Genomic DNA, 25,811 nt, shown 5'->3' on the forward strand with positions numbered 1-25,811 from the left:
TTTGTGATAAAAAAGCAGGCTTTATGCCTGCTTCAGTTAAATCTTCTTTGGATACAAAATGCCTAGAGCTTACTGAATTCTCTGTTCACCCTATATGTATCAGACGTAACATAAGCTTCCATGTTACGAATTTTGCCATCAAGACGGTCAAAATCCCTTTCCAACACACTGAGCAGTTGATCAGGGCTTTGCCCTTTCTGCCAAGGCTTACTTTTGAGCGTATGCTCTTGCTGCGCTCTGATATTTTCAGAATACGTTACTGGTTGCTTTTCTAACATAAACGCCATCGCGATGTACGCTAACAATACCAAAAACGTACCACCTAACAGCGCTGCAGAAATCACTACAATACGAATCAACCAAACTTCTGCACCAAAGTAGTTGGCAATTCCGGCGCAAACACCGGAGATTTTGCCATTTACTGGATCACGATACAGTTCTCGATTATTCATACTTGCGTCTCCATGTTGGTGACTCAGCATCCAAGATGCGCTCCAATGTATCAACTCGGGACTGCATCGCTTCCGCTTTTTCAGATAGTACCTGAAGCCGCTCTAAATCTTGGCTCGACAGTGCACTATCTGTTTTGCGTTTGCTGCGATAGTGTAAGAAGAGCCATAGTGGAGCGACAAAGATTAAAAAGACAATCACTGGTCCTGCTATAAAAAATGCCGACATAAATGGCTCCTTTCTTATTTATCTTTCGATGACATCTGTTCTTTCAGCTTTGCCAACTCTTTTTCAATTTCGTCTTGTGCCTGCAACTCTGCAAACTCTTGTTCTAGCGATTTAGCATTACCAGTTTGAGCATACAGGTCTGCTTCCGCTTCCATTTCATCCACTTTACGTGAGTACTGCTCAAATTTCGCCATCGCTTCATTAGTACGGCTAGTGTGCAGGTGTTTTTGCACATCACGACGGTTAGATGCAGTTTGGTTACGAATTGCTAGTGCTTGCTGTTTTGCGCGCGTTTCAGCAATTTTGCTTTCCAACTTACCAATCTCGCCAGTAAGCTTATCGATCGTTTCTTCCACTAAGGTTTGCTCAGTGTGGAGGCCTTTAATTACTTGCTCTAGCTTTTGCTTTTCAATTAATGCTGCACGAGCTAGATCTTCGCGCTCTTTAACTAATGCTAAGCTCGCTTTTTGACCCCATTCGCCAATTTGCTCTTCTAACGTTTCAACCTTACGAGCCAACTCTTTCTTGTCTGCAATCGCTTTAGCCGAGTTAGTACGCACTTCAACAAGTGTGTCTTCCATTTCTTGAATGATAAGACGGATCATTTTTTCAGGATCTTCCGCCTTGTCCAGTAATGCACTGATGTTTGAGTTAACGATATCTGCAAATCGAGAAAAAATACCCATAACGGAACTCCTCTTTTTTCCTATTAAAACTCGACAAGGTGGTGATTAACCTTGTGTCTCCCTGAATATATAACAAGTAACGTGCCAACTTATAATTTTCTTTCAAATCAAAGTGTTATTCATTTTGTTGTCGTTACACACTATTGTGCTATGATGTTTTTCACCAACTGTTGGTGAAATTTACCAACTCTATCCCTGAATCATGGCTCGGCTGTTAAATAAGAAGGACTTTATGAAGCAAAACCTGATTGGTGAATCACCTGCTTTTCTCGCTGTACTAGATAAAGTATCACAACTTGCACCCATTGAGCGCCCTGTCCTCATCATTGGTGAACGAGGTACGGGTAAAGAACTCATCGCTCAGCGTTTGCATTATTTATCAAGACGTTGGGATAAACCACTACTATCACTCAACTGTGCGACATTAAGCGAAGGGCTAATAGATTCCGAATTGTTTGGACATGAATCCGGCTCCTTCACGGGCTCTAAAGGTAAGCATAAAGGGCGTTTCGAGCGCGCCGAGGGCGGTACTTTGTTTCTTGACGAACTGGCAACCGCACCACTTTTAGTTCAAGAAAAGCTATTACGTGTCATTGAATATGGTGAATATGAGCGAGTTGGCGGTCATACCGCTCTCAATGCGGATGTTCGACTTGTTTGTGCAACCAATGCCGACCTACCAAAATTGGCAGAGCAAGGTGATTTTCGTGCAGATCTGCTCGACAGGCTAGCCTTCGATGTCATTATGTTGCCGCCTCTTCGCGAGCGCAAAGAAGACATTCTCTCTTTAGCAGAGCACTACGCGATGAAAATGTGTCGTGAACTGCAACTGGAATACTTTGTCGGTTTTACCCCAAAAGCGCAGCAGTCGCTTATTGAATATGAATGGCCCGGTAACGTCCGCGAACTAAAAAACGTGATTGAACGTGCGATTTACCAACATGGTCTGAATGCTCACCCAATTGATGAACTGGTTTTCAATCCCTTTGAAACGGTTTGGCACAGCGCGCTTGGCCATAGTGCAAAACAAGCAGAACAACAAGAAGAGGAAGCATCAAGCAACACCATCCAATTCCCTCTAGACTATAAACAATGGCAAGAGGAACAAGATATCCATTTACTCAATCGTGCATTGGAAGAAGCCAAGTTTAATCAACGACAAGCAGCCGAGCTACTTGGCTTGAGCTATCACCAATTACGAGGGATGGTTAGAAAATATGGTTTGGTCGGACAAAGCTAACTTGACCGAGAGAACTCAATCAATACACGAGCTCGTGACTGCGCTCTAATTCGCATGCATTTATGGCATAACACCTTACAGTGTATGGATTTTATGTTTGGAGCGAGTTCACAAAGGTGATAAATTAGCGAGATCATTTTCGCTTGTTAGCTTTGAAAGAGTAAGATCAAACGAAACGAGCAAGATCCAATGAACATTTCATATTATGAATGCTTTTATAAGATTATCGCTGAGCCTTATTGGGATTAGCCTACTGACCGCTTGTGGCGATGAAATTGACCACAATGATATTCGCAAAGCTGGCTTTGTGTTTTGCGGACAAGGTAAGCCGACCACGTTTAACCCTCAGCTTATTGATAGCGGTATTACCGCAGAGGCTCTGAGCCCGCAGCTGTACGATACGCTGCTCACGCTCGATCCTAAATCACATCAGCCCGTGGCAAGCATCGCCGAGAGTTGGTCAGTAAATGAATCAGGGACGGAATACACGTTTAAGCTTAAACGTGGTGTTAAATTCCAAACCACACCTTGGTTCACACCCACTCGCCCATTGAATGCAAAAGATGTGGTATTTAGCTTCAAGCGAATCATCGATGTAGACCATCCTTTTCACCAAGTAGGTGGTGGTTTTTATCCATGGTTTGCAGGGTTAGATTTTCAAAACCTACTCCAAGACGTGGTTGCAATAGATGAGCATACGGTAAGGTTTACGTTATCTCAGCCAAACTTTTCTTTCTTGGCCAATATTGCCACCAGCCATGCGGTTATCTTGTCTGCGGAGTATGGACAGCAATTGGCTGCAAAAGATCATAAAGAAGAAATCGACCAACTTCCTATCGGTACCGGCCCTTATCAATTAAAAGAGTACCAAGTGAACGACTTGATTCGATTAGAGCGTCATTCTAATTACTGGAAGTCACCAGCAAAAATGGAACAAGTGGTGTTCGATATCTCTCACAGAGGGACGGGTACATTAGCTAAACTTTTAAGAAACGAGTGTGACGTACTCTCTTCACCTATTTCGAGCCAAATACCTGTCATTCAAGAAAATGACAACCTTGAGCTGACGGCTACACCAGCTAACAACGTTTCCTTTATTGCGATAAACACAGAAACCACCGCGCTGAGTGATACTCGAGTTCGCCAAGCTCTTAACTTAGCGATCAACCGTCAAAATATTTTAGATTCGGTTTACTACGGAACTGGCTCCCAAGCTTATACCTTGCTACCACCTAATTCATGGGCTTATCAAAAAGACAGCGTAAAAATTCGTTATGACCGGAATTATGCATTGGCACTACTTCGAGATGCAGGCTACGAAGACGGCATAGAATTGACCATGTGGGTACCACTTGAACCACGTGCTTTTAACCCAAGCCCTCGCAAGACCGCAGAGCTAATCCAAGCGAATTTTGCCGATATTGGGGTTAAATTAACGCTACTTACCGATGATAGGTTTGAACGTGTGGATTTGGAGAACATCAACGATATCGATTTACTTTTAACTGGTTGGATTGGTGATACCGGGGATCCTGACAACTTTTTCCGCCCTTTATTATCTTGCGAGTCTGACCGCGTTGGCCTTAACGTGTCCATGTGGTGTAACGATGACTTCGATTTCTTGCTCGATTTGGCTTTAGAAACTCAAGAACCGCGTTACCGTTTGAACCTATATCGCCAAGCACAGAACATTTTGAATCAAGAGTTCCCGGTTATTCCTCTGGCGCATGGCGTGCAGTTCCGTGTGCACGACAAATCGCTGACAGGCTTCAAATCAAGCCCTTTCAATGCCCAACCGTTTGATAGAGTTGAGAGAATTCACTGATGTTTTGGTATACCGTTCGACGCTTTAACCTATTTATCATCACTTTGATGATCCTTACATTAATGGGTTTTTCTCTGCTGCGCCTTGACCCTCTCTCGCACTGGGCAAACGTTGATTTTTGGTCTGGCTGGCAAACTTACTTGATCAACCTTTCTCAACTCGATTTTGGCATAAGTAAAAACGGCAATGCGATTTACGACGAGCTCGCCGTTGTATTCCCAGCCACTTTGGAATTGTGTTTCTTTGCCTTTTTGGTGTCCCTTTTGATCGGCATTCCACTTGGAACCGTGGCTGGGATGAAGCAAGGTAAATGGCTCGATACCAGCATTTCATTCATGTCAATGTCTGGTTATTCCGCCCCAATCTTTTGGGTAGCTCTGTTACTTATCATGGTCTTTTCATTGGAATACCAACTCTTTCCCGTTGCGGGACGGTATGATTTACTTTACGAAATTGATCATGTAACCGGGTTTGCCATTATCGACGCATTCATGGCGAAAGGCGAATACCGCGCTCATGCACTGCAAAGCGTTATTGAGCATATGGTGCTGCCATGTTTGGTGCTCGCTTTGGCTCCAACCACCCAGGTTGTCGGACTAATGCGTTCCTCGGTAGCGGAAGTGATGAGCCAAAACTACATCCGTGCAGCGAGAATCAAAGGTCTTTCTAACCGCGAAATCGTAACTCAACATGTATTGCGGAATGCGATACCGCCTATCATTCCCAAAGTTGGTGTTCAACTTTCGAGTATGATTACCTTAGCTATCATCACGGAGTCTATTTTTAACTGGCCAGGTATTGGTCGTTGGCTTTTAGATGCGCTGGCAAGCCAAGACTATGCATCTATCCAAGCTGGCGTGATGGTACTTGCGACTTTGGTTCTTACCGCTAACATACTCTCGGATTTGATTGGCGCGATGATTAACCCTTTAGTTCGAAAGGAATGGTATGCTAACAAATAACGTTTATCAGGAAGAGCGCATTCCAACACAGTTTGAGCGTTTTTGGCGAAGCTACCGCGCCAACGGACTAGCCATGTTTGGCTTGTGGTGCTTGGTGTTTATCGTCCTTATTACCATTTTTGCCCCCCTACTTGCACCATTTGACGCCCAAGCACAGTCAGGTGAGTTGCTTGTGCCGCCATCATGGGCCCCAGCAGGAACGGTTGATTACTTTTTGGGGACCGATGACTTAGGTAGAGATATTCTTTCGCGCCTGATTATGGGCTCTCAGCTGACATTTGGCGCTGCTGTCGCCATCACCGCAATTGCTGCCGTTGTAGGCTGTTTAATTGGCGTATTGGCAGGTATGACGAAAGGCTTACTGTCGAGTACTCTCAACCACTTGCTCGATACCGTCATGTCGATCCCGTCGCTCTTATTAGCAATCATTTTTGTGGCATTTCTAGGCTTTGGTGGGTTCAATATTTTACTCGCAATCTGCTTGGCTTTGATTCCGCGTTTTATTCGCTCCGTTTATATCGCAGTCCACACCGAAGTTGAAAAAGACTACATAATGGCAGCACGCCTTGATGGCGCTAATGATTTCTACTTACTGTGGAGTTCAATTCTTCCTAACATTCTGACGGTCATTGCCGCTGAAATCACACTCGCGCTCTCTGCTGCGATTTTAGATATTACGGCACTGGGTTTTCTTGGCCTAGGCGCACAGGCCCCAAGCACCGAGTGGGGAGCAATATTAGGTGACTCTGTCGAGCTTATTTATATTGCACCTTGGACAGTGACCCTACCCGGCCTGACCATCATGTTTACTGTTATTACCCTAAACTTAGTAGGTGAAGGTGTACGTCAAGCGCTTAATGCGGGGATCGAATAATGCCGTTGTTAGATATTCGACATTTGACCATTGAGATCGAAACACCTCAAGGGTTGGTCAAAGCCGTTGACCGAATGAGCCTAACTTTGAACGAAGGCGAAATTCGTGGTCTTGTAGGTGAGTCTGGCTCTGGAAAAAGCTTAGTTGCAAAAGCGATTGTCGGGGTAAGTAAAGATAACTGGCGCATCACCGCAGACCGTATGCGCCTTGGCAATATTGACTTGCTTCAGCTTACACCAAAAGAGCGTCGGCGCGTCATTGCTCGTGATATTGCGATGATTTTCCAAGAACCTTCAACTTGTCTTGACCCTTCAGAGGAAGTCGGGCGTCAATTGATTGAATCCATTCCATCTCGCGCATTTGAAGGGAAATGGTGGGAGCGATTTAAATGGCGTAAAAAACAGGCCATCGCGCTTTTGCATAAAGTGGGTATTAAAGATCACAAGCGTTTAATGGGTAGCTACCCTTATGAACTGACTGATGGTGAGTGTCAAAAAGTCATGATTGCCATGGCGATAGCGACCAAACCAAAGTTGCTGATCGCAGATGAGCCAACCAACGACTTAGACCCGATTACCCAATCGCAAATTTTGCGTCTGTTGAGCCGCATGAACCAACTTAATAACACAACCATTCTGCTTATCGGCCACGACTTAGCGACCATAACACAGTGGGCAGGACGTATTACGGTAATGTATTGTGGTCAGTCGGTGGAGTCTGCCGATACCAGTAAAATCATTGCGGCACCCAAGCACCCGTATACAGATGCCTTGCTTAAAGCGATGCCAGACTTTAATGATTGGGTACCACACAAGCAAAAACTCCAATCCCTACCGGGCTCGATTCCGCCATTGCAGCATCTGCCTATCGGTTGTCGCCTCGGACCACGTTGCCCATATGCGCAGAAACAATGTGTAGAAATTCCACACACCAGACGAATTAAGAATCATAAATTTAACTGCCACTTTCCATTGAACACGGAGAAAAAGTCATGAGTGCGTTACTTGAAGTCGATAATTTATCGAAGCAATTTGTTACGCGCTCCCGTCTGTTCAAACGTCAGGTTAATGAGGCAGTTAAACCGGTAAGCTTTACTTTAGAGCCAGGACAAACTATTGGTTTTATTGGTCAAAACGGGTCAGGAAAATCCACACTAGCTCGTATGCTTGCTGGCGTTGTTGAACCAAGCTCCGGAGAGATCCGTGTAAATGGCGAACGATTGGAGCACAAAGATTACGCGACACGCTGTAAGCTCATTCGCATGATTTTCCAAGATCCAAACACATCGCTCAACCCGCGTATCCAGATTGGCCGTATTTTGGAAGGCCCATTAAAGCGAAACACCAACATGCCGCCAGATGCACGCATGCAGCGTGTAAAGAACACCCTGCTCCGAGTCGGATTGTTGCCTGAACACGCCTATTTTTACCCACAAATGCTAGCGGCAGGTCAAAAACAGCGTGTGTGTTTAGCTCGTGCGCTTATTCTTCAACCTTCCATCATTGTCGCTGATGAGGCGTTAAACGGTTTGGATATGGCAATGCGCTCACAGATCATTAACTTATTCCTCGAGTTGCAAGAAGAGATGGGATTGTCATTTGTGTACGTGTCTCAGCACATTGGCATTGTTAAGCATATTACTGATAAAGTGATGGTGATGCATGAAGGTGAAGTGGTCGAGTTTGGCGAGACCAACCAAGTACTGACTCATCCCGAGCATCCTATTACTCAACGACTAGTCGAAAGCCACTTTTATAAAGCGCCAAGCCATCAAACAAAATAGCTTATCAAAGATGTGATCGTGCAAATGTAAAGAAGCCTGCTTTAACGCAGGCTTCTTTATTGCATGGGTACTAATCAAAAAACTAACGGCGGCTCGCTTGTTTGCGCAGTTCAAAATCAAACTCGTCAGGAAACAATACGACCCCTTCTTCATTTTGATTTGGGAATACAACAATCGATAGCTCGTCATCCTCTAGACCAGAGGTCCAACGGCTGTGCCACTTGTTTAAAGAGATCGCCTCAGGCTCGCAATCTTCCCAATCACCATTCGCCCATTGCAAAGCAAATTCTTCGTTTGGCCATACTGGTACACAATCATCATCTTCTGTATTTAACATGACACAGCCATGTTCGTCTTTCAGAATCCAAACCTTACGATTCGCCACAATCTCTTTTACGCAGTACTTTAAACGTTGCTCTTCGTTGTAGCGATTAATGGTATCCATCTGCTCTTGGGTCAGTTGCTCAGACATATTCGTCTCCTATTTCCCATAGAAAAATGCCCGCAGCTAGGCGGGCATTTAAAGTATATGCTAGAAAATTAAGCTAGCTCAGTTTGAAGCCAAGGCCAACCTTGCTTCTTACGGCTTAGCGTGTTTTCCATCATTAGCATGCCGTCTTTTTCGTGCTTAACAAGCTTCTCAGCCCACTCACCTTTGTATAGAAGACGAGTTTGAGCAGTCGTGATGTCTGTTAGCATTACAGCAGCGAACGCTAGGTTATCTTTCTCACAACGAGATTCTAGGTCTGCTTCTAGTGCTTCGATCATACCGTCAACTTGCTCAAGAGTTGCAAGTTCAACCTGACCAACCACTACGTCACGACCGTTGAATGGGTAACCTTTAAGGTCTTTCTCAACAAGCTCAGCCGCTGATAGACCTTCGATGTTTGTTTTAGCAATTAGAAGATCTTTAGTGAACGCGTCAACATCTTGTACGTCTGCGATTGCCGCTAGTTCAGCAACGGCATCTTTGTCTTTTTGTGTACAAGTTGGAGAAGCAAAACCTACTGTGTCAGATAGAATTGCTGACATCATTAGCTTAGCAATTTGTGGAGTAATCGCGTGACCTTCAATCTTGAACATGTTGAATAGAACAGTGTTGGTACAACCAACAGGCCAGATCCATGCTTCCATTGGGTTTACTGTCATCACGTCACCTAGGCGGTGGTGGTCAACAATACCCGCAATTTCAGCTTCTGCGATATCGTCTGGTGCTTGTGCTAGATCTGAGTAATCTACTAGCCAAACGGTCTCACCCGCAACTGATGTGCGAAGCTCAGGAACTTCAGCGCCAGCAACTTCTAGGATGTGCTGAGTTTCACGGTTGATTTCGCCTTGGCGAATTGGCATAGCTTCAACGCCACGCGCTTTTAGAAGTTCAGTTGCAACGAGTGCACTACAAATACTGTCACTGTCTGGGTTCTTATGACCTACAACTAGAATCATGTTTCTTCCTATTCAAGTCAATTTTATACGCCGCCTAATACAGTTAATTAGGGCGTGTTTGCTCACAAAGGCCGATACTTTACCTGATTTCAGAGAGTTTGACACGAAGAAAAGTTCACAATGCTATTGCGAATAAATCTCATTTACATATAATGATAATTATTCCTATTTGCATTTGAGTAAACGATGAACGCGACCCAATTATTACACTCTGCACAACAGTTGTTTCAGCCTACTCAGTTTCGTTTAGCTTATAAGCGATTGCTGATCCCTATCGTCATGCTCATTTTGCTAGGCAATGAAAATACACGTGACGTAGCCGTACAGACGCTATCCGACTCATTCTGGGCAGTGTCATGCTATGTTGCTGCCACATTGGCTATTTATCATTATCTTTCAAACTTTATGTCGAAAACCAATCGAATTACCGAGCTATATCATCGCTCGCGTAATCATCAGGTTTTCTTTGCTTCTTTATTGGGTGCTTTGCCTGGCTGTGGTGGCGCTATTGTTGTGACAACGCAATTTATTAGTGGCCGAGTGGGATTTGGTGCGATTGTCGCGGTACTTACTTCAACAATGGGTGACGCTGCCTTTTTACTTCTGGCCGCCAAGCCAAGTGTTGGATTAGGCGTGGTTGGATTAGGCATTATCGTGGGTACTCTTTCAGGGTTAGTCGTTAATGCTTTTCATGCTGATAACTTTCTGCGACCAGAACCAAAAGAAGCACCTCAGACACATGCTTGTTGCCAACACCAGACAGACCGACACACACCCCTTGAACAACGTGCAATCAATCTACAAGGCGCATTTTGGAAATGGCTTATTGTGCCTGCTAGTGTCGTTGCTGTGTTAATGTCTTTCCAAATAGATATTAATCAGCTGTTGTCTTTGCAGACCAATACCATTGAATGGCTAGGCGCTATCTTCGCGGTGATCACAATGTCATTATGGGCGATGACAAAAGAGCTCGGCGATTATCAGTCAACGGTCTCTGAAGATGAAAAAATCGTGGACTCACATCCGATTCAAAAAGCAGCACAAGATACGAATTTCGTCAGTGCTTGGGTGATCGTTGCTTTTCTGGCGTTTGAGCTGACAACCTATTTTTCTGGACTCGACCTTGTAGAAACCTTTTCTCATTGGGGAATTTGGATGCCATTAGCTGGCCTAGCCATTGGTATGTTGCCTGGTTGCGGACCGCAAATTTTAGTCACTAGCCTATACATTTCTGGTGCAGCGCCACTTTCTGCGCAACTGGCCAATGCGATTTCTAACGATGGTGACGCCCTATTCCCCGCCATTGCAATGGCACCGAAAGCTGCTTTGGTCGCGACAATTTATTCGTCCATTCCTGCGTTTATTGTTGGATACGGGTATTACTTTTTATTCGAGTTCTAACGCCCAGAGCATCAAAACGAGAAAGGAGCCGCAATAGGCTCCTTTCTTGATCTCGGTATTGGGCGATTTACTTCACGCTATGCTGTAACGATCGCTTTCGCATTGAGCCCTTTATCCACGCTCACCATTAACAACTGGCAAGGTTCTTGGTTTAGCTTTTCCCCTGTCCAGTAATCATACCAGTCCACCGGTTGATCAGACGTCAGCGTAAATTCCATCGCTCCGTAACTCGCATAATTAAACAAACAATGGAGGTCATTCTTCGTCGTTAGTTTTAAAAACGCGTGATTTAAACTCAAAGCGGTAAACTTTGCAGATTGTTGGTTACGTTGTTGACGTAACATGAGCTTAGACAGTGTCTTCTTAGCAAACGGTGTAATCTCAGGGAGCGGGTCACCAGACAGCAGCAAACCACCACTAGCTAATAACACCGTGCGATGAAATTCATACTCTTCTCTGGATGCGGCTTGATTAGCTAATGAAGTGAATGTCGCGCAATCCGGGTCAATTTGCCACAGTTTTCGGTGCTGCCAACTACGGTAAAAGGTTTCTTTGGCTATCTGTTCGAATCGACGACTATGACGCTCTACATCGTCAGAAACACGCATTGCATCCACAAGTCCCAGAGATGGCCACATTGGCGCGTTGCAACCTAAAAGCCACGCATCACCAGCGCCTTTAGCAATCGCTTCTATTCCTAAGCGATACGCCTCAACGCCTGTAATACCAGATTGTTTGCGAACACCTTTTAAGGTGCCCCAATAGTTCGCGTCTAGCTTGAACAACTCAACGCCCCACTCTTGTCTCATGACAGAGACTACATTCGTCAGATGGTCTTGTACTTCTGGGTTTGAGGTATCGAGTATGTACCAAGGCGTGCATCGCCAACCACCGTATGTGACATCTTCTGCTTTAAGTAAGCCACCATCCTTGTGGCGAACAAACCACTCTGGATGCTGTTTGAAGATCTCCGACTCAGGCTGTGCAATGAAAGGCGCCATCCAAATTGCCGGCTTTTTTCCTTTTGCACGGATGTTATGAATGAGCTCTTTTACGCCACCAGAAAACTTATCTGATGGGGTTAACCAATCGCCCATAAAGGCTTGATAACCATCATCCAGAAGTACCCACTCTAGGTCTTCGAGCTTATCTTGCATACAATCTACGTTCTGCATGATGTTTTGCTCTGTCACGTCTGCGTAGTACGCGTACCACGAACACCAACCAACAGGCGCATCTTGTGTCACACCTTGGCGAACAGGATGATGCTCAGCAATCATCTCGCCATAGGTTTGATAAAGCTCGGACAGTGATTGACCGCAGAGTACCGCCACGGACTCAAGTTGATTACTTTCCCAATCCGCCACTTGAGTCAACTCACCATCAATTGCGGCTGATAAAACCCAATGCCCATCACGCAGCACAACATCAAAATAGCCTGCAAAGCGATGACATGATGTGAAGCCAAATAATGTGTAGCCCGCTGAACCTTCCACCACTAAATAGTTGTAATAACGCTTAGGGGCATCTTTAGGGTAGATTCGATAAGAAGGATTATTGTCTGGGCAGCGACCAATATCAACGGGGTGATTGATCGTTCCCGCCGTTTGCGCCAACATTTGAAAACCATCCCCAATTACGTTGGCCTCGTGCTCGTACAAAAACGACATTTCGAATAACACTTCACGGTCGGTAAAGGTTTTATTGTGAAGACCAGCAAAAGAAAAATGTAATTGATTACCCTCGACTTCAACTTGGAAGTCATTGTTATTCACAGTGATCTCAGTGTGATTTGCTAATTGAATGCTCTGAGCCATAATGGGTCTACTCACTTAATTATTATTGTTTAGCTTGGCGCATTATCTCCTGCTTGTCTCACCCAATTCGTTACCATCATCACGAATACCAGTCTCGTTTAACGTTATGAAGTTACTATTGAGACAACGCTCACTGAAATTTTGATAAAAAAATACCAGCCCTGAGGCTGGTATTTCGATTTATGCAAACTGCACTAATTAAGCAACTTCGATCGGACCACCAAATGAAGTGACTGGTGGCACTTTACCTGTGAACTTCTCGAAGTCTACGATACATGTGTTCGCAGAAGTCGCCTGTGCAAGCTCAGAAGAACCGATGTCTTGCGTTAGCGTGTTAGGATCACCGTAGGTACAGATTGCGCCCTCTTTCTCGTTTAGAGGACCGTACCATGCACCTTCTTCGATACGAATAACGCCACGTGGGTAGCTGTCAGTCAAAACAGCACCAGCTAACAGCTGACCACGACCGTTGAATACACGTACCAAATCACCATCTTTGATGCCTTTTGCTTTGGCATCCGCTGGGTTGATGTAAACCGGCTCACGACCTTGTACCGCGTAAGTCGCGCGGAACTCTTCAGACTCACACATTTGAGAGTGAAGACGCTTATCTGGGTGGCAAGACTGCAACCAGAATGGGTATTTATCTGAACCAGGACCACCGTGTGAACGCTCTGATTTTTCGAACCACATTGGGTGCTCTTGACAGTGTTCGTAACCGTAACGGCCGATCTTACGAGACGTGATCTCGATGAAGCCAGACGGCGTACCTAGTGGGTTAAGCTCAGGGTCTTTACGGAAGTCCGCATGACGAACCCAAGGTTTACCTTCACCGAAGTCTAGTACGCTCTTCTCCCAGAACTCATTGAACTCTGGCATTTCGAACTTACCTTCGTTCGCTTTTTTACAATCGTTGTAAAGGCTTTCGATCCATTCCATCTCGCTCATACCACGAGTGTATTCTTCGCGGCGACCAAAACGCTGAGTAAGTTCACTCATGATTTGGAAATCAGGCTTAGATTGGAACAATGGATCAACGAGGCGATGCATCGCAATCAGACCTTTGTTCGAGTATGAACCGTATACGTCGATGTCGTTACGTTCCCATTGCGTACACGCCGGTAGAACGATATCTGAGAAACGACATGTCGCAGTCCAAGCAAACTCGATCGTTACAACCGTTTGAAGTTTGCGGAACGCTTTCTTCATGCGGTTACGATCTTGATGGTGGTGCCATGGGTTACAACCCGAGATAACCATCATCTTGAAGTCTGGCAGTTTCACTTTACCGCCGTTGTAGTTGATCTCTTTGCCAGGTTCTAGCAGACAGTCGATCCAACGTGCAACTGGGATAGTACGACTGTAGCCGTTAAAGTCGTTGTTGTCCCACTTCGGTTTCATACCTTGGTCAAGGTTACGAGGGAAACCACCAGGGCCCGCGAAACCAGTAGAAGGCACACCGATACTTGAATAGTGGTGACCGTAAGAGATACCACCGCCAGGTAGACCGATTTGACCAACCATTGCAGCAACCACAGCCGCTGCCCAGTATGGCTGCTCACCGTGCTCTTGACGCTGGATACACCAACCCATCAGGATCTGTGTACGACCGCTGACTAGCATGCGTGCGAATTCACGGATCTTGTCCGCTTTCACGCCACAAATCGCTGCTGCCCATTCGGGCGTCTTCTCTACTTTGTCTTTTGTCTTACCTTGAACGTATTGAATGAACTCTTCAAAGCCTAGACAGTAAGTATCAATGAATTTCTTATCGTACAGGTTTTCGTTGTACAACACGTGTGCCACAGCGAGCATGAACGCTACGTCTGTCAGCGGGTTGATGTACAAGTGATCGTTCTCTAAGTAGCGCTGAGTTTTGTTCTTCACTGGGTCTACAGATAGAACGTTGATCTCACCTTTTGCCACTTTTTCTTTTAGTTGTGCAAGGTACTTAAACGACTCATGCGTTTCACAGTTCCAACCTACTTGAAGGTTTTTCACTGGGTCGTTAGCCCAAAGAACGATGTTGTCAGAGTTTTCTAGGATCTCAGACCAAGACGTACCTTGTGCATAAACTTCGGTTGAGCCTAGCACGTACGGCATAATGGTTTGACCTGCACCCGTCGAGTAGTCACCTACTTTAGTGATGAAGTTGCCATGCATACCTACTGCACGTTGCATGTGCGCAGTACAGTTGTTAAATGAACCCGTTTGGTTCCAACCTGTTTGACCTGCATGCAGCGCCCATGGGCCGTAGTCTTTTTGAATACGTTCTAGTTCGCGATAAAACAAATCTAGCGCTTCATCCCAAGTTACTCGGATGAAACGGTTGTTACCGCGAGTATCTGCGCTGTATTTATGTTTCTTCAACCAATCTAGACGAACCATTGGGTAACGAACACGTGAAGGGCTGTAGATAATACCCTTAATGCCGTTCAACATTTCTGTTGGGTTTTTGTCTAGCTCTAGCGGCTTGATCTCTTGAACTTTACCCGCGTAGATGTGGGCGCGGAACGCGCCCCAGTGAGAACCGGTTACTTTCCAAGTACCTGTCGTCTCAACGGCATTTGCAGAGGCGGACGCCAATAAGCTAGGACCAATTACTGACGCTGCACTTGTGGTTGCTACACCTTTAAGAAAACTTCTTCGTGTAATAGCCATTTAAAATTACTCCAATCCGACGCTTATTAGTGGTGACCTTCAGCATAATCTGAAGAGTGTTTCTGTAGATACTTCAAGATCAGTGCTTCACTGTCTGTATCTAGGTTAACGAACGCCAACATACCGTCGAACATACCTGGCCAGGTGTTCGCGTCGAAGTGCGCTTCCGCAGGTTGAGTGTGACATACAGAACAATTGGTCTTGTAGGCTTCACGAGATTTTTCCCAAACAGGATTGATGTCGTTCAGCATAGACTCTTTCTTAATCCATACTTTCGCCGCTACTTTTTCCCAAGGAAGGCCTGTTAACTCATCCACTTTTTTCTCACCAGTCGTCACAATGCTGCTGTCTGTTGCTGCTTCTTTCATCAGAGACGCAGTCGCAATGTTCTTACCGAAGTCTTCTTGAATTACACGACCAAAACCTTTTGCTTTGCGCCAACCGTCAATTTCGATCTCAACAAACTCGCCTTTGTCTTCAAGAACTTTAACGGTCGATGCTGGATTAAGAAGACCAGCTTCTTTACTGCCTTGCGCATCAAAGTAAATTGGTAGGTGACGAACGCTCACGAGTTGCTGACCAACGCCGTAATCTGTGTTAGAAGTCATACCCTCTAGATCACCCACGATACCGCCAATGCTGTCCATGCCTGCTGGTAGGTTGTGCGCAATACCCTTGTGACAGTCAACACAGCTTTGATCTTTCTCAGCGGCTTGCTTCATTTGGATACGAGCCGTAGGAGACATTTGCTCGAAATCCATCGATTCGTAGTTGTGACAGTTTTTACACTCCAGAGATTTGTTTGCCGAGAAACGATCCCATTCGTGTTTAGCAAGTTCGATACGACGCTCTTCGAACACACCCGGTTCGTCGTAGTTGCCAAATACTTGTGCAAATACTTCTTTAGAAGCTTGCATCTTACGAGCGATCTTATCTGTCCAGTTATGTGGAACGTGACAATCAGGACAGGTAGCACGAACACCAGAGTGGTTTTTCCAGTGCACCGTTTCTTGTAGCTCAACGTACACGTTGTCACGCATTGTGTGACAACTAATACAGAATTCTTCTGTGTTGGTTGCTTCTAGAGCGGTGTTAAAGCCACCCCAAAAGATAACACCAGCAATAAAGCCGCCCATAGTCAGCACACCTAGGCTGATATGTACAGCTGGGCGCGTCATGGTACGCCACAGTTTAATGATTAATGATTTCATTATTTGCTCTCTTAAAATCTTTTCAAAAGTGTGGTTATGAGCTCACTGGCTTACATGCCGTGCGCGCCTGGAGGCCCAAAGAAGAAGACTTGCAACATCCAAACGATGAACCCGTAGCCGCCAACAAAGGCCACACTCAGAATTGGGAAGAGAACAACTGCAATGAAGAGGAACGACTTCCACTCCAGGGAGCGTTTTTCACCACTCTCAATTTTATTAACATCACTCATACATTTGCCTATTTTGTATCTAGTGTTATTGAAAAGCCCGCGTAACCAAGCTTAAGTTTTTTACAATCTCTAATGGAAAATGTTAGACCATACTAATAGTAGGGTTCAATCAAATAAGCGACCTCAGACCTTGTAATTCAACACTTTTTTGAGCTCATCCAGAGATATGATGGATTGATGTTATTTATTAAAAAACATGAACAGATGTGACAAAATAAGTCTTTTAAGGAGTTGTTAAATAACCAACATTTAAGAAACATCGATCACATTTAAATCGTAATTACCATGCCATAAATCGACTTAAAAACTCCGAAAAAGATATCCACTTGTAAACAGAATGCTGCGTATTAATGTCTAAAATAGCACTCAAGGTTTACTTTAAGAACAGCAAAAAGTGCACATAGTGGTTCATATAAAGGGGAGGCTTAGATACAATTATTCGCGTATTTTCAAGGAGCGATTATGGATAACGTGGTGGATATAAGCTGGGTCAAACTGGCACTGTTTGGTTTGATTTTATTGGTCCCCTTCTTTATCAATGCCCGCTACAAATTAGGGATAGCAAAAGACACCATAATCAGTGTTATCCGAATGACACTTCAGCTCATATTGATTGGCGTGTATTTAGAATATCTTTTTCAATTAAACAGCTTACTTGTCAATATACTTTGGCTTGCCATCATGCTACTGATTGGTGCCAGCTCAATTGCGGGAAAAGCTCACTTACCTAAAAAGCCACTTATGCTTCCGCTACTAACGGGCCTTACCTGTGGTCTAATACCACTTCTGATAGCAATTACAGCAGGCCTAGTGCAACCATCCCCTATTTACAATGCGCAGTACATGATCCCACTTGCTGGTATGTTATTGGGTAACAGCTTGAGTAGTAATATCATCGCTCTTCAGAATTTGTTTACGGCTTTTGAGCAGAGACAAGCAGAATATGAGGCTGCAATCTCACTTGGAGCCTCTCCTCGCTACGCATCCTTCCCCTTCATTCAAGAGGCTCTTAGAAAGTCCCTTGCCCCGACTTTAGCTTCTATGGCCACTACAGGACTGGTTACCTTACCGGGTATGATGACCGGTCAAATTCTAGGTGGCGCGAGCCCGATGGTTGCGATTAAATACCAGTTAGTAATTATGCTGGCTATTTTCGTCATGTTGAGTGCCTCCGTAACCATAACGTTAGAAATGACATTGCGCTGGGTACAAACCAAAGAAGGCCGAATCAAGATAAAAATCGAGCAACCCGAATCGACCAAAACTCACGGTTAGTTGGCGCTTGTGGGTAAAGCCCGTTAAACAACTTATGGTGCCAAGTCGAACGTACTTATAACTGAATAACTCAACTATTCTTCGAGCACTCATCAAGACGCTTTCAGATGAAAAGTCAGGCAGAATTCTTTTTGATATAAGCCTCTAATTTTATGAAATTTTCTTTGCAAGTTTAGATACGCACGACCTTTGATACAGGTTATCCACAGAAAATGTGGATAAGCCCCCAAAACCCATACGCAACCAGAAACATAGCAACATAAGTGATCAATCGAATCGTCATGCATTGATCACGTGACTGACATGTTCTAATTTTATAGTAAAGGCAGTGACCACAAACTTGGAGAGACGTACATGGATGTCTTAATGATCAAAGAAAATTACGATGAACTCCTGTCCGATGCACCTCTGGATTGGCTCGTTCAAGAACCAAAGGAAGTAACTTCTCATTGGCTCCCAACCGATTTTGGCATCAACGAAGAGTTGATTTAGCATGACTCGACTTATTTGACATTTGCAGAGACAAATAAAAAGAAAGGCGAACCATCTGGTTCGCCTTTCTTGTGATCTTCTAAACTTATCGCAAATGGTTATCTTCATCGCGTAGATAAATCATCCAATACCACATGCCAACAAATACGCCACCACCAATAATGTTTCCTATCGTAACAGGAATTAGGTTGTTTACGATGAACCCCATCATGTTTAAGTCCGCGTAGTTTGCAATATCTGCCCCTGTCATTTGCCAAAACGCTTCTGGCGCAAAGTACTTAATACCAATCGCCATAGGTACTTGGAACATGTTCGCAATACAGTGCTCAAAACCTGCCGACACGAACATAGCCACAGGCAAAATCATGACCGCTATTTTATCTGTCAATGTTCGCCCACTAAACGTCATCCAAACTGCAATACAAACTAATACGTTACACATAATGCCAAGCGCAACAGCAGCAAAGAAACCATGATGTAATTTGTGTTGGGAGATCGCCATCGCGTTAAGACCAACTTGGCCATGATCAAACATATATTGCTTGGTAACTAGCATACAGGCCACGAGCAAAATGGCCCCAACCATATTGCCAAAGTAAACCACCAACCAGTTTTTGATAAGTGCTTGCCAAGAGATTTTTCCACTCGCACGCGCAACTAGTGTTAGCACAGAGCTAGTGAAAAGCTCGCCGCCAGTAACCACCACCAAAATCAAACCAAGGCTAAATGCCAGACCACCAATGAGTCGTGTAATGCCCCAAGGCAGCTCGCCTGCGCCTGTCGTTACTGTGGTATAGAAGATGAAAGCAATACCAATATGAAGCCCCGCAGAAATGGCGAGCAGAAAAGATTTGATTGGAGCTTTCGTTGCTTTGCCTACCCCCACTTCAGCCGCGCGTTCCGCAGCTTGTGGCGGTAATAGTGAGTCAAACTGATTAAAGTTCATTCTGGTGTAACATTTAGAAACATTTAAAGAGGCGCGGATAATCGCTCTATTTCCCTATTTTTTCAAGTGCTATTTGGCGTGTTTACTAAAATCGTTGTTATTGGGAGATCAAGCAATAAATAGCGCCTATCATTCGCTACCTTAAGTATCATTGATACTTAACAAGTATTCGGCCTTTCGAACAAAGATCCTGCGTTATATCAGTCTGATAGCGCCATACTTAACACTTCTTGTCGTTGAATGTTGCCCAACGCTACTTTTCAGACTAGCTTGGTAAAAAAAGCGCAAAGGAATCATTTATGAAATATTCAGCTGAACATATCGCCGAATTGAATCTACTTCTTCAGTTCGACCTAAGTAGTGCTGCAACTGGTATTAAAGTTCATACAGACGCGTCAGAAGAAATGCAGGCAGCCGTTGCTCGTCTATATGAGAAGCAACTTTGTACACAGCCTGACGGTGGTTATCTAACAGACGAAGGCATTGAAGTTGCAGAACATGCAGATAAGATTTTGAGAGTTCTGTCTGTGTAATTTGAACAAAAAACGCCACCGAACTCGGTGGCGTTTTTTAGTCCTATATTTTTCCTGTCGATGCCTGTGGCAATAATCGCTTTTTCATTTTGCTAAATGGTTGAACCTTGTCATACAACCAGTTAAAACCAGTGGCATAAAATAGGAAGAAAACGAGGAAGCCGGCTTCCAGCATTAGAGCTTGAAGAAGCGTAATTTCTAAGAACCAGGCAATCACAGGTAGAGAGATAAAGATCAATCCTCCCTCGAAACCAATAGTGTGTCCAAGCCGCATAGCTAAACTTCGCTCAGCTCGATTGTCACCAAACCACTTATCAAAGTACAAGTTGTAGATGTAGTTCCATATCACGGTATACATGCTCAACCCGACCCCAACCAACGCGAGATCACTAGAGCCCTTTCCAGTGATCAATGAAGCCGCTGGTACAACAATCGCGAGTGCGATTAACTCAAAAAGTACTGCATGAAAAATTCGTTCGTTACGAGTCATATTTCTCTGTCCAAATAGTTCTACTCAATGCTTAGAATTTTATCTATTATTTAGATAACCAAAAGTTAGATACCATCGGTTTAAGCGATATGTTTACCATCGAACAACTGCAAGCTTTCATTGCTACATCAGAAGCAGGATCATTTTCAGGAGCAGCTAGAAAACTGGGGCGAGCTCAATCTGTAGTGAGCCAGCACATCATGAATATGGAGATCGACTGTGGCGTTGAGCTTTTCGATCGATCAGGCAGGTACCCTAAATTAACTGAGAATGGCCTCGCTCTCGTACCCTATGCACAAGCAACAATCAGCCAACTCGACCGCCTAAACAATAGGGCATCGCAGCTCTTTTCCACGCCAACGAACAAATTAGTCTTAGCTATTGATGAAGGGATTCCTCTGACTCGCTTGCCGGATGTGCTAAAGAAGTTAGAGCAACGCTTTCCACACTTACAAGTTGAATGCTTAACGGCATCAAGCCCTGATATCATTGAATTGGTTAAGTCGGAACGCGCCACGACTGGGATTATTTTGAGTGATTTACAAATGCCAAGGCACATCGATTTCACCAATCTTGGCAATATTGCATTTGATGTCTATGTCTCTTCAACACATCCTTTAGCAAAGCAGCAAATCACTCACATTGATCAACTAAAACAACATCGTCAATTGGTCATACGATCCAAAAGTGCAGAGCCATGTGGTCTCAATCAAGCATTTAGCCCAGATATCTGGTACGCTGATAACTACTATATTTTGTTGGAATTGGCGAATAAAGGGTTTGGTTGGTGCTTTCTACCACAGCATTTAGTCGCGTATTCACCTAATACATTAAAAAAGGTTGGGGATGATTTCACAAAACTGGCTTGGCAAGTCAATGTTGACCTTATTCAGCACCAGAAATGGCATTCAGATCCCCTCCATCAACAAGCTAAAGCAGAACTGCTCAACCTATTCGGGCAGACATAAGTAAGTAGGAAGACCCAAATGGCAAATACATTGATCGTAGGTGCAGGCTGGCTCGGAACTCCGCTAGCAGAAACATTGATGAAAGATGGACACTATGTTGTCGTCACTCGTCGTAGCCAAACTCGATTAAAAGAGTTACCCACCTCATTAACTCACTCCGTATTGTTCGATTTCAATCAATTGAACGCCACAGCACGGCTAGATGAGCTGCTCAAACAGCATCAAATTACGCACGTTATCGGTGCTTTTCCTCCAGGATTTCGTAAAGGACGCGGTCAAGAATATGCCCAGCAATGGCAAATACTTGCCAACGCAGCTAAGCAAAACAACGTTGAAAAACTTCTCATGATCAGCTCTACCACGGTTTACCCTAACCTTGCTTCCGATATGGAAGAAGCTGACGCGTCACTCTCTTTAGCAGCCGAAAGCCCTTATTTCTCTGACAATGCACGTATTATGCTTCAAGCAGAGCAGCATGTTATCGACTCGAATATTAGCTTTGTTATTCTGCGTTGTAGCGGATTAATCGGGCCAGATAGACACCCATCTCGCTTTGCAGCAAGGCTTCAACAAGTTAGTCGTAAAGCACCAGCTAATATGCTTCATCAAGATGATGCTGTCTCGGCTGCGAAATTTGCCTTAGGCAATTTAAGCAACCAAGTCATTAACGTTACGACACCTCATACTGTCAGCAAGGCTGAGTTCTACCAAGCTGCCATAAACAAAATCGGAAGTGAGATACCTCTTCCACCCGTCACAGAGCAAGCTGACAAGCGTATTCTTGCTGACAAACTACTCTCACTTGGTTATCGATTTCACTTCAATTCAACTTTGGATGCGCTATGAGACTCTATAGACATATAGAAACGCTTTGGGATTACATGCAACTCAAACATAAACTGAAGCCTGCGGACTGTTTGTTTGTGATGTGCAGTAATGATGTGCGTGTAGCGGAGCACGCTGCCAAGCTCTACCACCAAAAGTTGGCACCTTTGATTGTATTTTCAGGGGGTGAAGGTCGCTTCACAGATGGACTGTTTGAAAAAAGCGAAGCAGAAACCTTTGCCGAGATTGCAAAGATGTCGGGCGTTCCAAGTGAAGCAATTTTGCTCGAAACTGAATCCACAAACAGTGGAGAAAATGTTCGCTTTACTGAGCAACGATTAAAAGAGGAAGGAAAACAGTGTTCCTCGTTTATTCTGGTACAAAAACCGTTTATGGAGCGTAGAGCAATCGCGACATTTGAAAAACAGTGGCAGTCACCCTACACTCAGCTCCAAGTAAGCTCTGCGGCTCTTCCATTTTTTGAATACATTAATGAAGACATGCCATTAATGATGGTGCTAGAAGCACTAATGGAAGATTTCTCTCGCGTAAAAAGCTATCCAGAGAAAGGATTTCAAACCAAGCAGAACATCCCTCATCAAGTTGAATCTTCTTACCAGGTTTTACTCGAGCGGTTTGGTTTTGACTTAGGCTAGCTTTTTCTAACCGACAACAAAAAGCCACCAAGTACGGTGGCTTTTCTGTATCAATACGGCTTATTTACCGAGCGCTTCTTTGTAATGTTGGCGGCATACGGAGACATACTTATCGTTACCGCCGATCGCAACTTGATCGCCTTCTTTAATTGCCACGCCGTGTTCATCGGTACGAATAACCATATTCGCTTTGCGGCCACAATGGCAGATTGTTTTGAGCTCAACCAGCTTGTCTGCCCAAGATAATAGATACTTACTGCCTTCAAAAAGTTCGCCTAGAAAATCGGTGCGAAGGCCGTAACACAATACTGGAATATGCAACTTATCAACGACTTCAGTAAGTTGATAAACTTGTTCTTTCGACAAGAACTGACACTCATCAACAAGAATACAGTGACGTTTTTCAACCTCATTCAGACCTGCGATCTCTTGATACAAATTGGTATCCTGACGAAATAAATGTGCGTCAGATTGAAGACCAATACGAGAGCTCACTTTACCGACACCAAAACGATCATCTAGCGCAGCCGTAAAAATAACTGGCGTCATGCCGCGTTCTTGATAGTTGAAAGAGGATTGAAGAAGCGTTGTTGATTTACCCGCATTCATTGCTGAGTAATAGAAATACATCTGAGCCACAGAGCATTACCTAAAGTTAAAGTTTTAATTTATGGAAATGGAAAATAAAAGGGCTGAATTATCAGCCCTTTAAAAATGAAAATTCAATTACTTACGACGCCACGTTGTGCCTTCTGGACCATCTTCCAGAACAATGCCCATTTCGGTCAGCTTGTCACGAGCCATATCTGCATTCGCCCAATCTTTCGCAGCGCGAGAATCATTACGCAGCTTGATCAGAGCTTCGATTTCAGCCACTTCATCATCGTTACCCGCATCACCTTTTAGGAAGGCTTCAGGATCTTGGTGAAGAATACCGATCACGTCAGCTAGTTCACGCATTAGCGCACCGAGTTCGCTCGCTTTCTCTAGGTTTTCTGTCTTCAGGCGGTTAACTTCGCGCGCCATGTCGAACAGAACTGAGTACGCTTCTGGTGTGTTGAAGTCATCGTTCATCGCTGCAGTGAAGCGAGATACGTATTCTTCACCACCAGCAGGCGCCGCGTTTAGGTCTAAACCACGTAGAGATGTGTACAGGCGCTCAAGCGAAGCACGTGCTTGGTTTAGGTTATCTTCGCTGTAGTTTAACTGGCTACGGTAGTGACCAGACATTAGGAAGTAACGCACTGTTTCAGCATCGTAGTGACCAAGAACGTCACGGATAGTAAAGAAGTTACCTAGAGATTTAGACATCTTCTCACGGTCTACCATTACCATGCCGCTGTGCATCCATGTGTTCACGTATTGTGTATCGTGTGCACAGCATGATTGCGCGATTTCATTTTCATGGTGTGGGAACTGAAGGTCAGAACCGCCGCCGTGAATGTCGAAGTGGTTACCTAGGATTGAAGAGTTCATTGCTGAACACTCAATGTGCCAACCTGGACGACCAGGACCCCATGGTGACTCCCACGTTGGTTCACCCGGCTTAGACATCTTCCAAAGTACAAAGTCTAGAGGGCTGCGTTTTGCTGTTTCGATATCAACGCGCGCGCCAGCTTGAAGCTGATCAAGGTCTTGCTTAGAAAGCTTGCCGTATTCGTTGAACTTACCCACTTCAAACATTACGTCACCGTTATCTGCAACGTATGCAAAACCGCGCTCGATTAGCTTCTCAACCAATTCGATGATTTCAGCAATAAACTGTGTCGCACGAGGTTCAACGTCCGGACGTTTCATGTTCAGAGCATCAAAATCAGCGTGCATTTCACCAATCAAACGCTCAGTCAATGAATCGCAAGACTCACCATTTTCTGCGGCACGTTTGATGATCTTATCGTCGATATCTGTGATGTTACGTACAAACGTCAGATCATAGCCCAAGTAGCGAAGGTAACGTGATACAACGTCAAAAGAGACGAAAGTACGACCGTGACCAATGTGACAGAGATCGTAGATGGTAACTCCACAGACATACATACCGACTTTGCCAGCTGTAATTGGTTTGAATTCCTCTTTCTGTCTTGTGAGTGTGTTATATATCTTTAACATGATCTCTATCTATGATTGTGAATGAATAAAAGAAGATGAGTATATCAACTCCAACCTAGTTAGGTAATAGCAATTAACCGATAAAACGATAATCGGCTAAACTTCAAGCACAAAACGAAGAATTTCCTCTTCCTGAGTTTTTAAAGCACTAGAACTTAGGCTAGAATCTCGGGCTCAACACAACACAGTAAAGGAAAGTAGCATGATCACCCTTCACACTAATTTTGGTGACATCAAGATTCAACTAAACGAAGAGAAAGCGCCAGAGACAAGCGCAAACTTCCTTCAGTACTGCCGCGACGGTTTCTACGACAACACGCTTTTCCACCGTGTTATTGACGGCTTCATGATCCAAGGTGGTGGTATGGAGTCTGGTCTACGTGAAAAAGCGACTCGTGCACCTATCAAGAACGAAGCAAACAACGGCCTAAGCAACAAAGTGGGTACACTTGCTATGGCACGTACTATGGAGCCGCATTCAGCAAGCTCTCAGTTCTTCATCAACGTAAACAACAACACATTCCTAGACTTCCGTAGCGAAAGCCTAGATGGTTGGGGTTACTGTGTGTTTGGTGAAGTAATCGAAGGCATGGACATCGTAAATAAGATCAAAGGTGTTAGCACTGGTTCTTACGGCATGCACCAAGACGTACCTCTAGAAGACGTAGTAATCACTGGTACAACAATTGAAGAGTAATTCTTA

27 protein-coding genes are annotated in these 25,811 nt (G+C 44.5%); 14 read left to right on the top strand and 13 right to left on the bottom strand.

Features of this window, described 5'->3' with window-relative positions:
* Window positions 1-62: 62 nt before the first annotated feature.
* Genes pspC through pspA form a run of 3 tightly spaced genes read right to left on the bottom strand, consistent with a single transcriptional unit; the run spans window position 63 to window position 1,364 of the window.
* Window positions 63-452: an envelope stress response membrane protein PspC gene (gene pspC, locus R7E38_RS03060; RefSeq protein WP_025766867.1), complete on the bottom strand. Its 390-nt coding sequence runs from the start codon at window positions 450-452 to the stop codon at window positions 63-65.
* The gene (gene pspB, locus R7E38_RS03065; protein WP_005378117.1) at window positions 445-678 is read right to left on the bottom strand and encodes an envelope stress response membrane protein PspB; all 234 of its coding nucleotides are present in this window, start codon (window positions 676-678) and stop codon (window positions 445-447) included. The genes pspC and pspB overlap by 8 nt, the downstream gene beginning before the upstream one ends.
* Before the next feature lie 14 nt (window positions 679-692).
* Complete coding sequence (pspA, locus tag R7E38_RS03070) at window positions 693-1,364, bottom strand: phage shock protein PspA (protein WP_005378119.1); 672 nt, start codon at window positions 1,362-1,364, stop codon at window positions 693-695.
* A 232-nt stretch (window positions 1,365-1,596) separates the two neighbouring features.
* Between pspA and pspF the strand changes: the two genes are divergently transcribed.
* From pspF to R7E38_RS03100, 6 genes are all read left to right on the top strand, one after another.
* The gene (gene pspF, locus R7E38_RS03075) at window positions 1,597-2,604 is read left to right on the top strand and encodes a phage shock protein operon transcriptional activator (RefSeq protein WP_017820869.1); all 1,008 of its coding nucleotides are present in this window, start codon (window positions 1,597-1,599) and stop codon (window positions 2,602-2,604) included.
* Window positions 2,605-2,809: 205 nt separating this feature from the next.
* Window positions 2,810-4,429, top strand: coding sequence for an ABC transporter substrate-binding protein SapA (sapA, locus tag R7E38_RS03080; RefSeq protein ID WP_226082871.1), 1,620 nt, complete (start codon window positions 2,810-2,812; stop codon window positions 4,427-4,429).
* Complete coding sequence (locus R7E38_RS03085; protein WP_226082870.1) at window positions 4,429-5,391, top strand: ABC transporter permease; 963 nt, start codon at window positions 4,429-4,431, stop codon at window positions 5,389-5,391. Before sapA ends, R7E38_RS03085 begins: the two co-directional genes overlap by 1 nt.
* A complete protein-coding gene (locus R7E38_RS03090; RefSeq protein ID WP_005378123.1) occupies window positions 5,378-6,265 on the top strand; it encodes an ABC transporter permease subunit in 888 nt (295 codons plus the stop codon). The genes R7E38_RS03085 and R7E38_RS03090 overlap by 14 nt, the downstream gene beginning before the upstream one ends.
* A complete protein-coding gene (locus R7E38_RS03095) occupies window positions 6,265-7,260 on the top strand; it encodes an oligopeptide/dipeptide ABC transporter ATP-binding protein (RefSeq protein WP_005378126.1) in 996 nt (331 codons plus the stop codon). The genes R7E38_RS03090 and R7E38_RS03095 overlap by 1 nt, the downstream gene beginning before the upstream one ends.
* Window positions 7,257-8,048, top strand: a complete 792-nt coding sequence (locus R7E38_RS03100) for an ATP-binding cassette domain-containing protein (protein ID WP_005393308.1) — start codon at window positions 7,257-7,259, stop codon at window positions 8,046-8,048. Before R7E38_RS03095 ends, R7E38_RS03100 begins: the two co-directional genes overlap by 4 nt.
* An 82-nt stretch (window positions 8,049-8,130) precedes the next feature.
* On the opposite strand, the gene R7E38_RS03105 is transcribed toward R7E38_RS03100, so the two are convergent.
* Entirely contained in the window at window positions 8,131-8,520 is a 390-nt protein-coding gene (locus tag R7E38_RS03105; protein ID WP_005378129.1) for a DUF2750 domain-containing protein, read from the bottom strand.
* A gap of 68 nt (window positions 8,521-8,588) precedes the next feature.
* Window positions 8,589-9,494, bottom strand: coding sequence for a manganese-dependent inorganic pyrophosphatase (locus R7E38_RS03110; protein WP_017634678.1), 906 nt, complete (start codon window positions 9,492-9,494; stop codon window positions 8,589-8,591).
* 186 nt (window positions 9,495-9,680) lie between these two features.
* On the opposite strand from R7E38_RS03110, the gene R7E38_RS03115 reads away from it, so the two are divergent.
* Window positions 9,681-10,895: a putative manganese transporter gene (locus tag R7E38_RS03115; protein ID WP_171344588.1), complete on the top strand. Its 1,215-nt coding sequence runs from the start codon at window positions 9,681-9,683 to the stop codon at window positions 10,893-10,895.
* 77 nt (window positions 10,896-10,972) lie between these two features.
* On the opposite strand, the gene R7E38_RS03120 is transcribed toward R7E38_RS03115, so the two are convergent.
* From R7E38_RS03120 to torE, 4 genes are all read right to left on the bottom strand, one after another.
* On the bottom strand, window positions 10,973-12,712 hold the full coding sequence (locus tag R7E38_RS03120) for a glycoside hydrolase family 36 protein (protein ID WP_213915701.1): 1,740 nt from the start codon (window positions 12,710-12,712) through the stop codon (window positions 10,973-10,975).
* A gap of 198 nt (window positions 12,713-12,910) precedes the next feature.
* Entirely contained in the window at window positions 12,911-15,373 is a 2,463-nt protein-coding gene (torA, locus tag R7E38_RS03125; protein ID WP_005378138.1) for a trimethylamine-N-oxide reductase TorA, read from the bottom strand.
* Window positions 15,374-15,399: 26 nt separating this feature from the next.
* Window positions 15,400-16,584 (bottom strand): pentaheme c-type cytochrome TorC, encoded by a 1,185-nt coding sequence (torC, locus tag R7E38_RS03130; RefSeq protein WP_033905099.1) that lies wholly within the window; start codon window positions 16,582-16,584, stop codon window positions 15,400-15,402.
* Window positions 16,585-16,634: 50 nt separating this feature from the next.
* On the bottom strand, window positions 16,635-16,814 hold the full coding sequence (gene torE / locus R7E38_RS03135) for a trimethylamine N-oxide reductase system protein TorE (protein ID WP_005378141.1): 180 nt from the start codon (window positions 16,812-16,814) through the stop codon (window positions 16,635-16,637).
* A gap of 462 nt (window positions 16,815-17,276) precedes the next feature.
* On the opposite strand from torE, the gene R7E38_RS03140 reads away from it, so the two are divergent.
* Window positions 17,277-18,089 carry an ABC transporter permease gene (locus R7E38_RS03140; RefSeq protein WP_017634681.1) on the top strand — a complete coding sequence of 271 codons (813 nt, stop codon included), beginning with the start codon at window positions 17,277-17,279 and terminating at the stop codon, window positions 18,087-18,089.
* 354 nt (window positions 18,090-18,443) lie between these two features.
* The gene (locus R7E38_RS03145) at window positions 18,444-18,581 is read left to right on the top strand and encodes a hypothetical protein (RefSeq protein ID WP_005378145.1); all 138 of its coding nucleotides are present in this window, start codon (window positions 18,444-18,446) and stop codon (window positions 18,579-18,581) included.
* 85 nt (window positions 18,582-18,666) lie between these two features.
* Here R7E38_RS03145 and focA read toward each other — a convergent pair whose 3' ends face one another.
* Window positions 18,667-19,527: a formate transporter FocA gene (gene focA / locus R7E38_RS03150; protein WP_005378146.1), complete on the bottom strand. Its 861-nt coding sequence runs from the start codon at window positions 19,525-19,527 to the stop codon at window positions 18,667-18,669.
* A 299-nt stretch (window positions 19,528-19,826) separates the two neighbouring features.
* On the opposite strand from focA, the gene R7E38_RS03155 reads away from it, so the two are divergent.
* Window positions 19,827-20,060: a TIGR02647 family protein gene (locus R7E38_RS03155; protein WP_005378148.1), complete on the top strand. Its 234-nt coding sequence runs from the start codon at window positions 19,827-19,829 to the stop codon at window positions 20,058-20,060.
* A gap of 43 nt (window positions 20,061-20,103) precedes the next feature.
* Here R7E38_RS03155 and R7E38_RS03160 read toward each other — a convergent pair whose 3' ends face one another.
* A complete protein-coding gene (locus R7E38_RS03160) occupies window positions 20,104-20,550 on the bottom strand; it encodes a PACE efflux transporter (protein ID WP_182038174.1) in 447 nt (148 codons plus the stop codon).
* 89 nt (window positions 20,551-20,639) lie between these two features.
* Between R7E38_RS03160 and R7E38_RS03165 the strand changes: the two genes are divergently transcribed.
* Genes R7E38_RS03165 through R7E38_RS03175 form a run of 3 tightly spaced genes read left to right on the top strand, consistent with a single transcriptional unit; the run spans window position 20,640 to window position 22,999 of the window.
* Window positions 20,640-21,518 (top strand): LysR family transcriptional regulator, encoded by an 879-nt coding sequence (locus R7E38_RS03165; RefSeq protein ID WP_005378151.1) that lies wholly within the window; start codon window positions 20,640-20,642, stop codon window positions 21,516-21,518.
* Between the two features lie 18 nt (window positions 21,519-21,536).
* On the top strand, window positions 21,537-22,364 hold the full coding sequence (locus R7E38_RS03170) for an NAD-dependent epimerase/dehydratase family protein (protein WP_182038176.1): 828 nt from the start codon (window positions 21,537-21,539) through the stop codon (window positions 22,362-22,364).
* A complete protein-coding gene (locus tag R7E38_RS03175) occupies window positions 22,361-22,999 on the top strand; it encodes a YdcF family protein (protein WP_213968603.1) in 639 nt (212 codons plus the stop codon). Before R7E38_RS03170 ends, R7E38_RS03175 begins: the two co-directional genes overlap by 4 nt.
* Window positions 23,000-23,059: 60 nt before the next feature.
* On the opposite strand, the gene R7E38_RS03180 is transcribed toward R7E38_RS03175, so the two are convergent.
* Both R7E38_RS03180 and cysS read right to left on the bottom strand, forming a co-directional pair.
* Window positions 23,060-23,638 (bottom strand): thymidine kinase, encoded by a 579-nt coding sequence (locus R7E38_RS03180; protein WP_064353799.1) that lies wholly within the window; start codon window positions 23,636-23,638, stop codon window positions 23,060-23,062.
* Window positions 23,639-23,725: 87 nt separating this feature from the next.
* On the bottom strand, window positions 23,726-25,108 hold the full coding sequence (gene cysS, locus R7E38_RS03185; protein ID WP_005378155.1) for a cysteine--tRNA ligase: 1,383 nt from the start codon (window positions 25,106-25,108) through the stop codon (window positions 23,726-23,728).
* A gap of 202 nt (window positions 25,109-25,310) precedes the next feature.
* Between cysS and R7E38_RS03190 the strand changes: the two genes are divergently transcribed.
* Window positions 25,311-25,805, top strand: a complete 495-nt coding sequence (locus R7E38_RS03190; RefSeq protein WP_005378156.1) for a peptidylprolyl isomerase — start codon at window positions 25,311-25,313, stop codon at window positions 25,803-25,805.
* Window positions 25,806-25,811 lie beyond the last annotated feature (6 nt).

It is taken from the genome of Vibrio sp. Vb2131 (assembly GCF_033338535.1).
GTDB lineage: Bacteria > Pseudomonadota > Gammaproteobacteria > Enterobacterales > Vibrionaceae > Vibrio > Vibrio alginolyticus.

Excerpts from the sequence above, each read along its gene's own strand:
- torE (WP_005378141.1), bottom strand. The coding sequence starts at position 16,814 with ATGAGTGATGTTAATAAAATTGAGAGTGGTGAAAAACGCTCCCTGGAG.
- R7E38_RS03170 (WP_182038176.1), top strand. The coding sequence starts at position 21,537 with ATGGCAAATACATTGATCGTAGGTGCAGGCTGGCTCGGAACTCCGCTA.
- R7E38_RS03120 (WP_213915701.1), bottom strand. The coding sequence starts at position 12,712 with ATGGCTCAGAGCATTCAATTAGCAAATCACACTGAGATCACTGTGAAT.
- pspF (WP_017820869.1), top strand. The coding sequence starts at position 1,597 with ATGAAGCAAAACCTGATTGGTGAATCACCTGCTTTTCTCGCTGTACTA.
- R7E38_RS03115 (WP_171344588.1), top strand. The coding sequence starts at position 9,681 with ATGAACGCGACCCAATTATTACACTCTGCACAACAGTTGTTTCAGCCT.
- R7E38_RS03085 (WP_226082870.1), top strand. The coding sequence starts at position 4,429 with ATGTTTTGGTATACCGTTCGACGCTTTAACCTATTTATCATCACTTTG.
- R7E38_RS03165 (WP_005378151.1), top strand. The coding sequence starts at position 20,640 with ATGTTTACCATCGAACAACTGCAAGCTTTCATTGCTACATCAGAAGCA.
- R7E38_RS03100 (WP_005393308.1), top strand. The coding sequence starts at position 7,257 with ATGAGTGCGTTACTTGAAGTCGATAATTTATCGAAGCAATTTGTTACG.
- R7E38_RS03160 (WP_182038174.1), bottom strand. The coding sequence starts at position 20,550 with ATGACTCGTAACGAACGAATTTTTCATGCAGTACTTTTTGAGTTAATC.
- pspB (WP_005378117.1), bottom strand. The coding sequence starts at position 678 with ATGTCGGCATTTTTTATAGCAGGACCAGTGATTGTCTTTTTAATCTTT.
- R7E38_RS03175 (WP_213968603.1), top strand. The coding sequence starts at position 22,361 with ATGAGACTCTATAGACATATAGAAACGCTTTGGGATTACATGCAACTC.
- focA (WP_005378146.1), bottom strand. The coding sequence starts at position 19,527 with ATGAACTTTAATCAGTTTGACTCACTATTACCGCCACAAGCTGCGGAA.
- cysS (WP_005378155.1), bottom strand. The coding sequence starts at position 25,108 with ATGTTAAAGATATATAACACACTCACAAGACAGAAAGAGGAATTCAAA.
- torA (WP_005378138.1), bottom strand. The coding sequence starts at position 15,373 with ATGGCTATTACACGAAGAAGTTTTCTTAAAGGTGTAGCAACCACAAGT.
- R7E38_RS03090 (WP_005378123.1), top strand. The coding sequence starts at position 5,378 with ATGCTAACAAATAACGTTTATCAGGAAGAGCGCATTCCAACACAGTTT.
- pspC (WP_025766867.1), bottom strand. The coding sequence starts at position 452 with ATGAATAATCGAGAACTGTATCGTGATCCAGTAAATGGCAAAATCTCC.
- R7E38_RS03095 (WP_005378126.1), top strand. The coding sequence starts at position 6,265 with ATGCCGTTGTTAGATATTCGACATTTGACCATTGAGATCGAAACACCT.
- R7E38_RS03110 (WP_017634678.1), bottom strand. The coding sequence starts at position 9,494 with ATGATTCTAGTTGTAGGTCATAAGAACCCAGACAGTGACAGTATTTGT.
- torC (WP_033905099.1), bottom strand. The coding sequence starts at position 16,584 with ATGAAATCATTAATCATTAAACTGTGGCGTACCATGACGCGCCCAGCT.
- R7E38_RS03105 (WP_005378129.1), bottom strand. The coding sequence starts at position 8,520 with ATGTCTGAGCAACTGACCCAAGAGCAGATGGATACCATTAATCGCTAC.
- R7E38_RS03145 (WP_005378145.1), top strand. The coding sequence starts at position 18,444 with ATGGATGTCTTAATGATCAAAGAAAATTACGATGAACTCCTGTCCGAT.
- R7E38_RS03140 (WP_017634681.1), top strand. The coding sequence starts at position 17,277 with ATGGATAACGTGGTGGATATAAGCTGGGTCAAACTGGCACTGTTTGGT.
- R7E38_RS03190 (WP_005378156.1), top strand. The coding sequence starts at position 25,311 with ATGATCACCCTTCACACTAATTTTGGTGACATCAAGATTCAACTAAAC.
- sapA (WP_226082871.1), top strand. The coding sequence starts at position 2,810 with ATGAATGCTTTTATAAGATTATCGCTGAGCCTTATTGGGATTAGCCTA.
- R7E38_RS03155 (WP_005378148.1), top strand. The coding sequence starts at position 19,827 with ATGAAATATTCAGCTGAACATATCGCCGAATTGAATCTACTTCTTCAG.
- pspA (WP_005378119.1), bottom strand. The coding sequence starts at position 1,364 with ATGGGTATTTTTTCTCGATTTGCAGATATCGTTAACTCAAACATCAGT.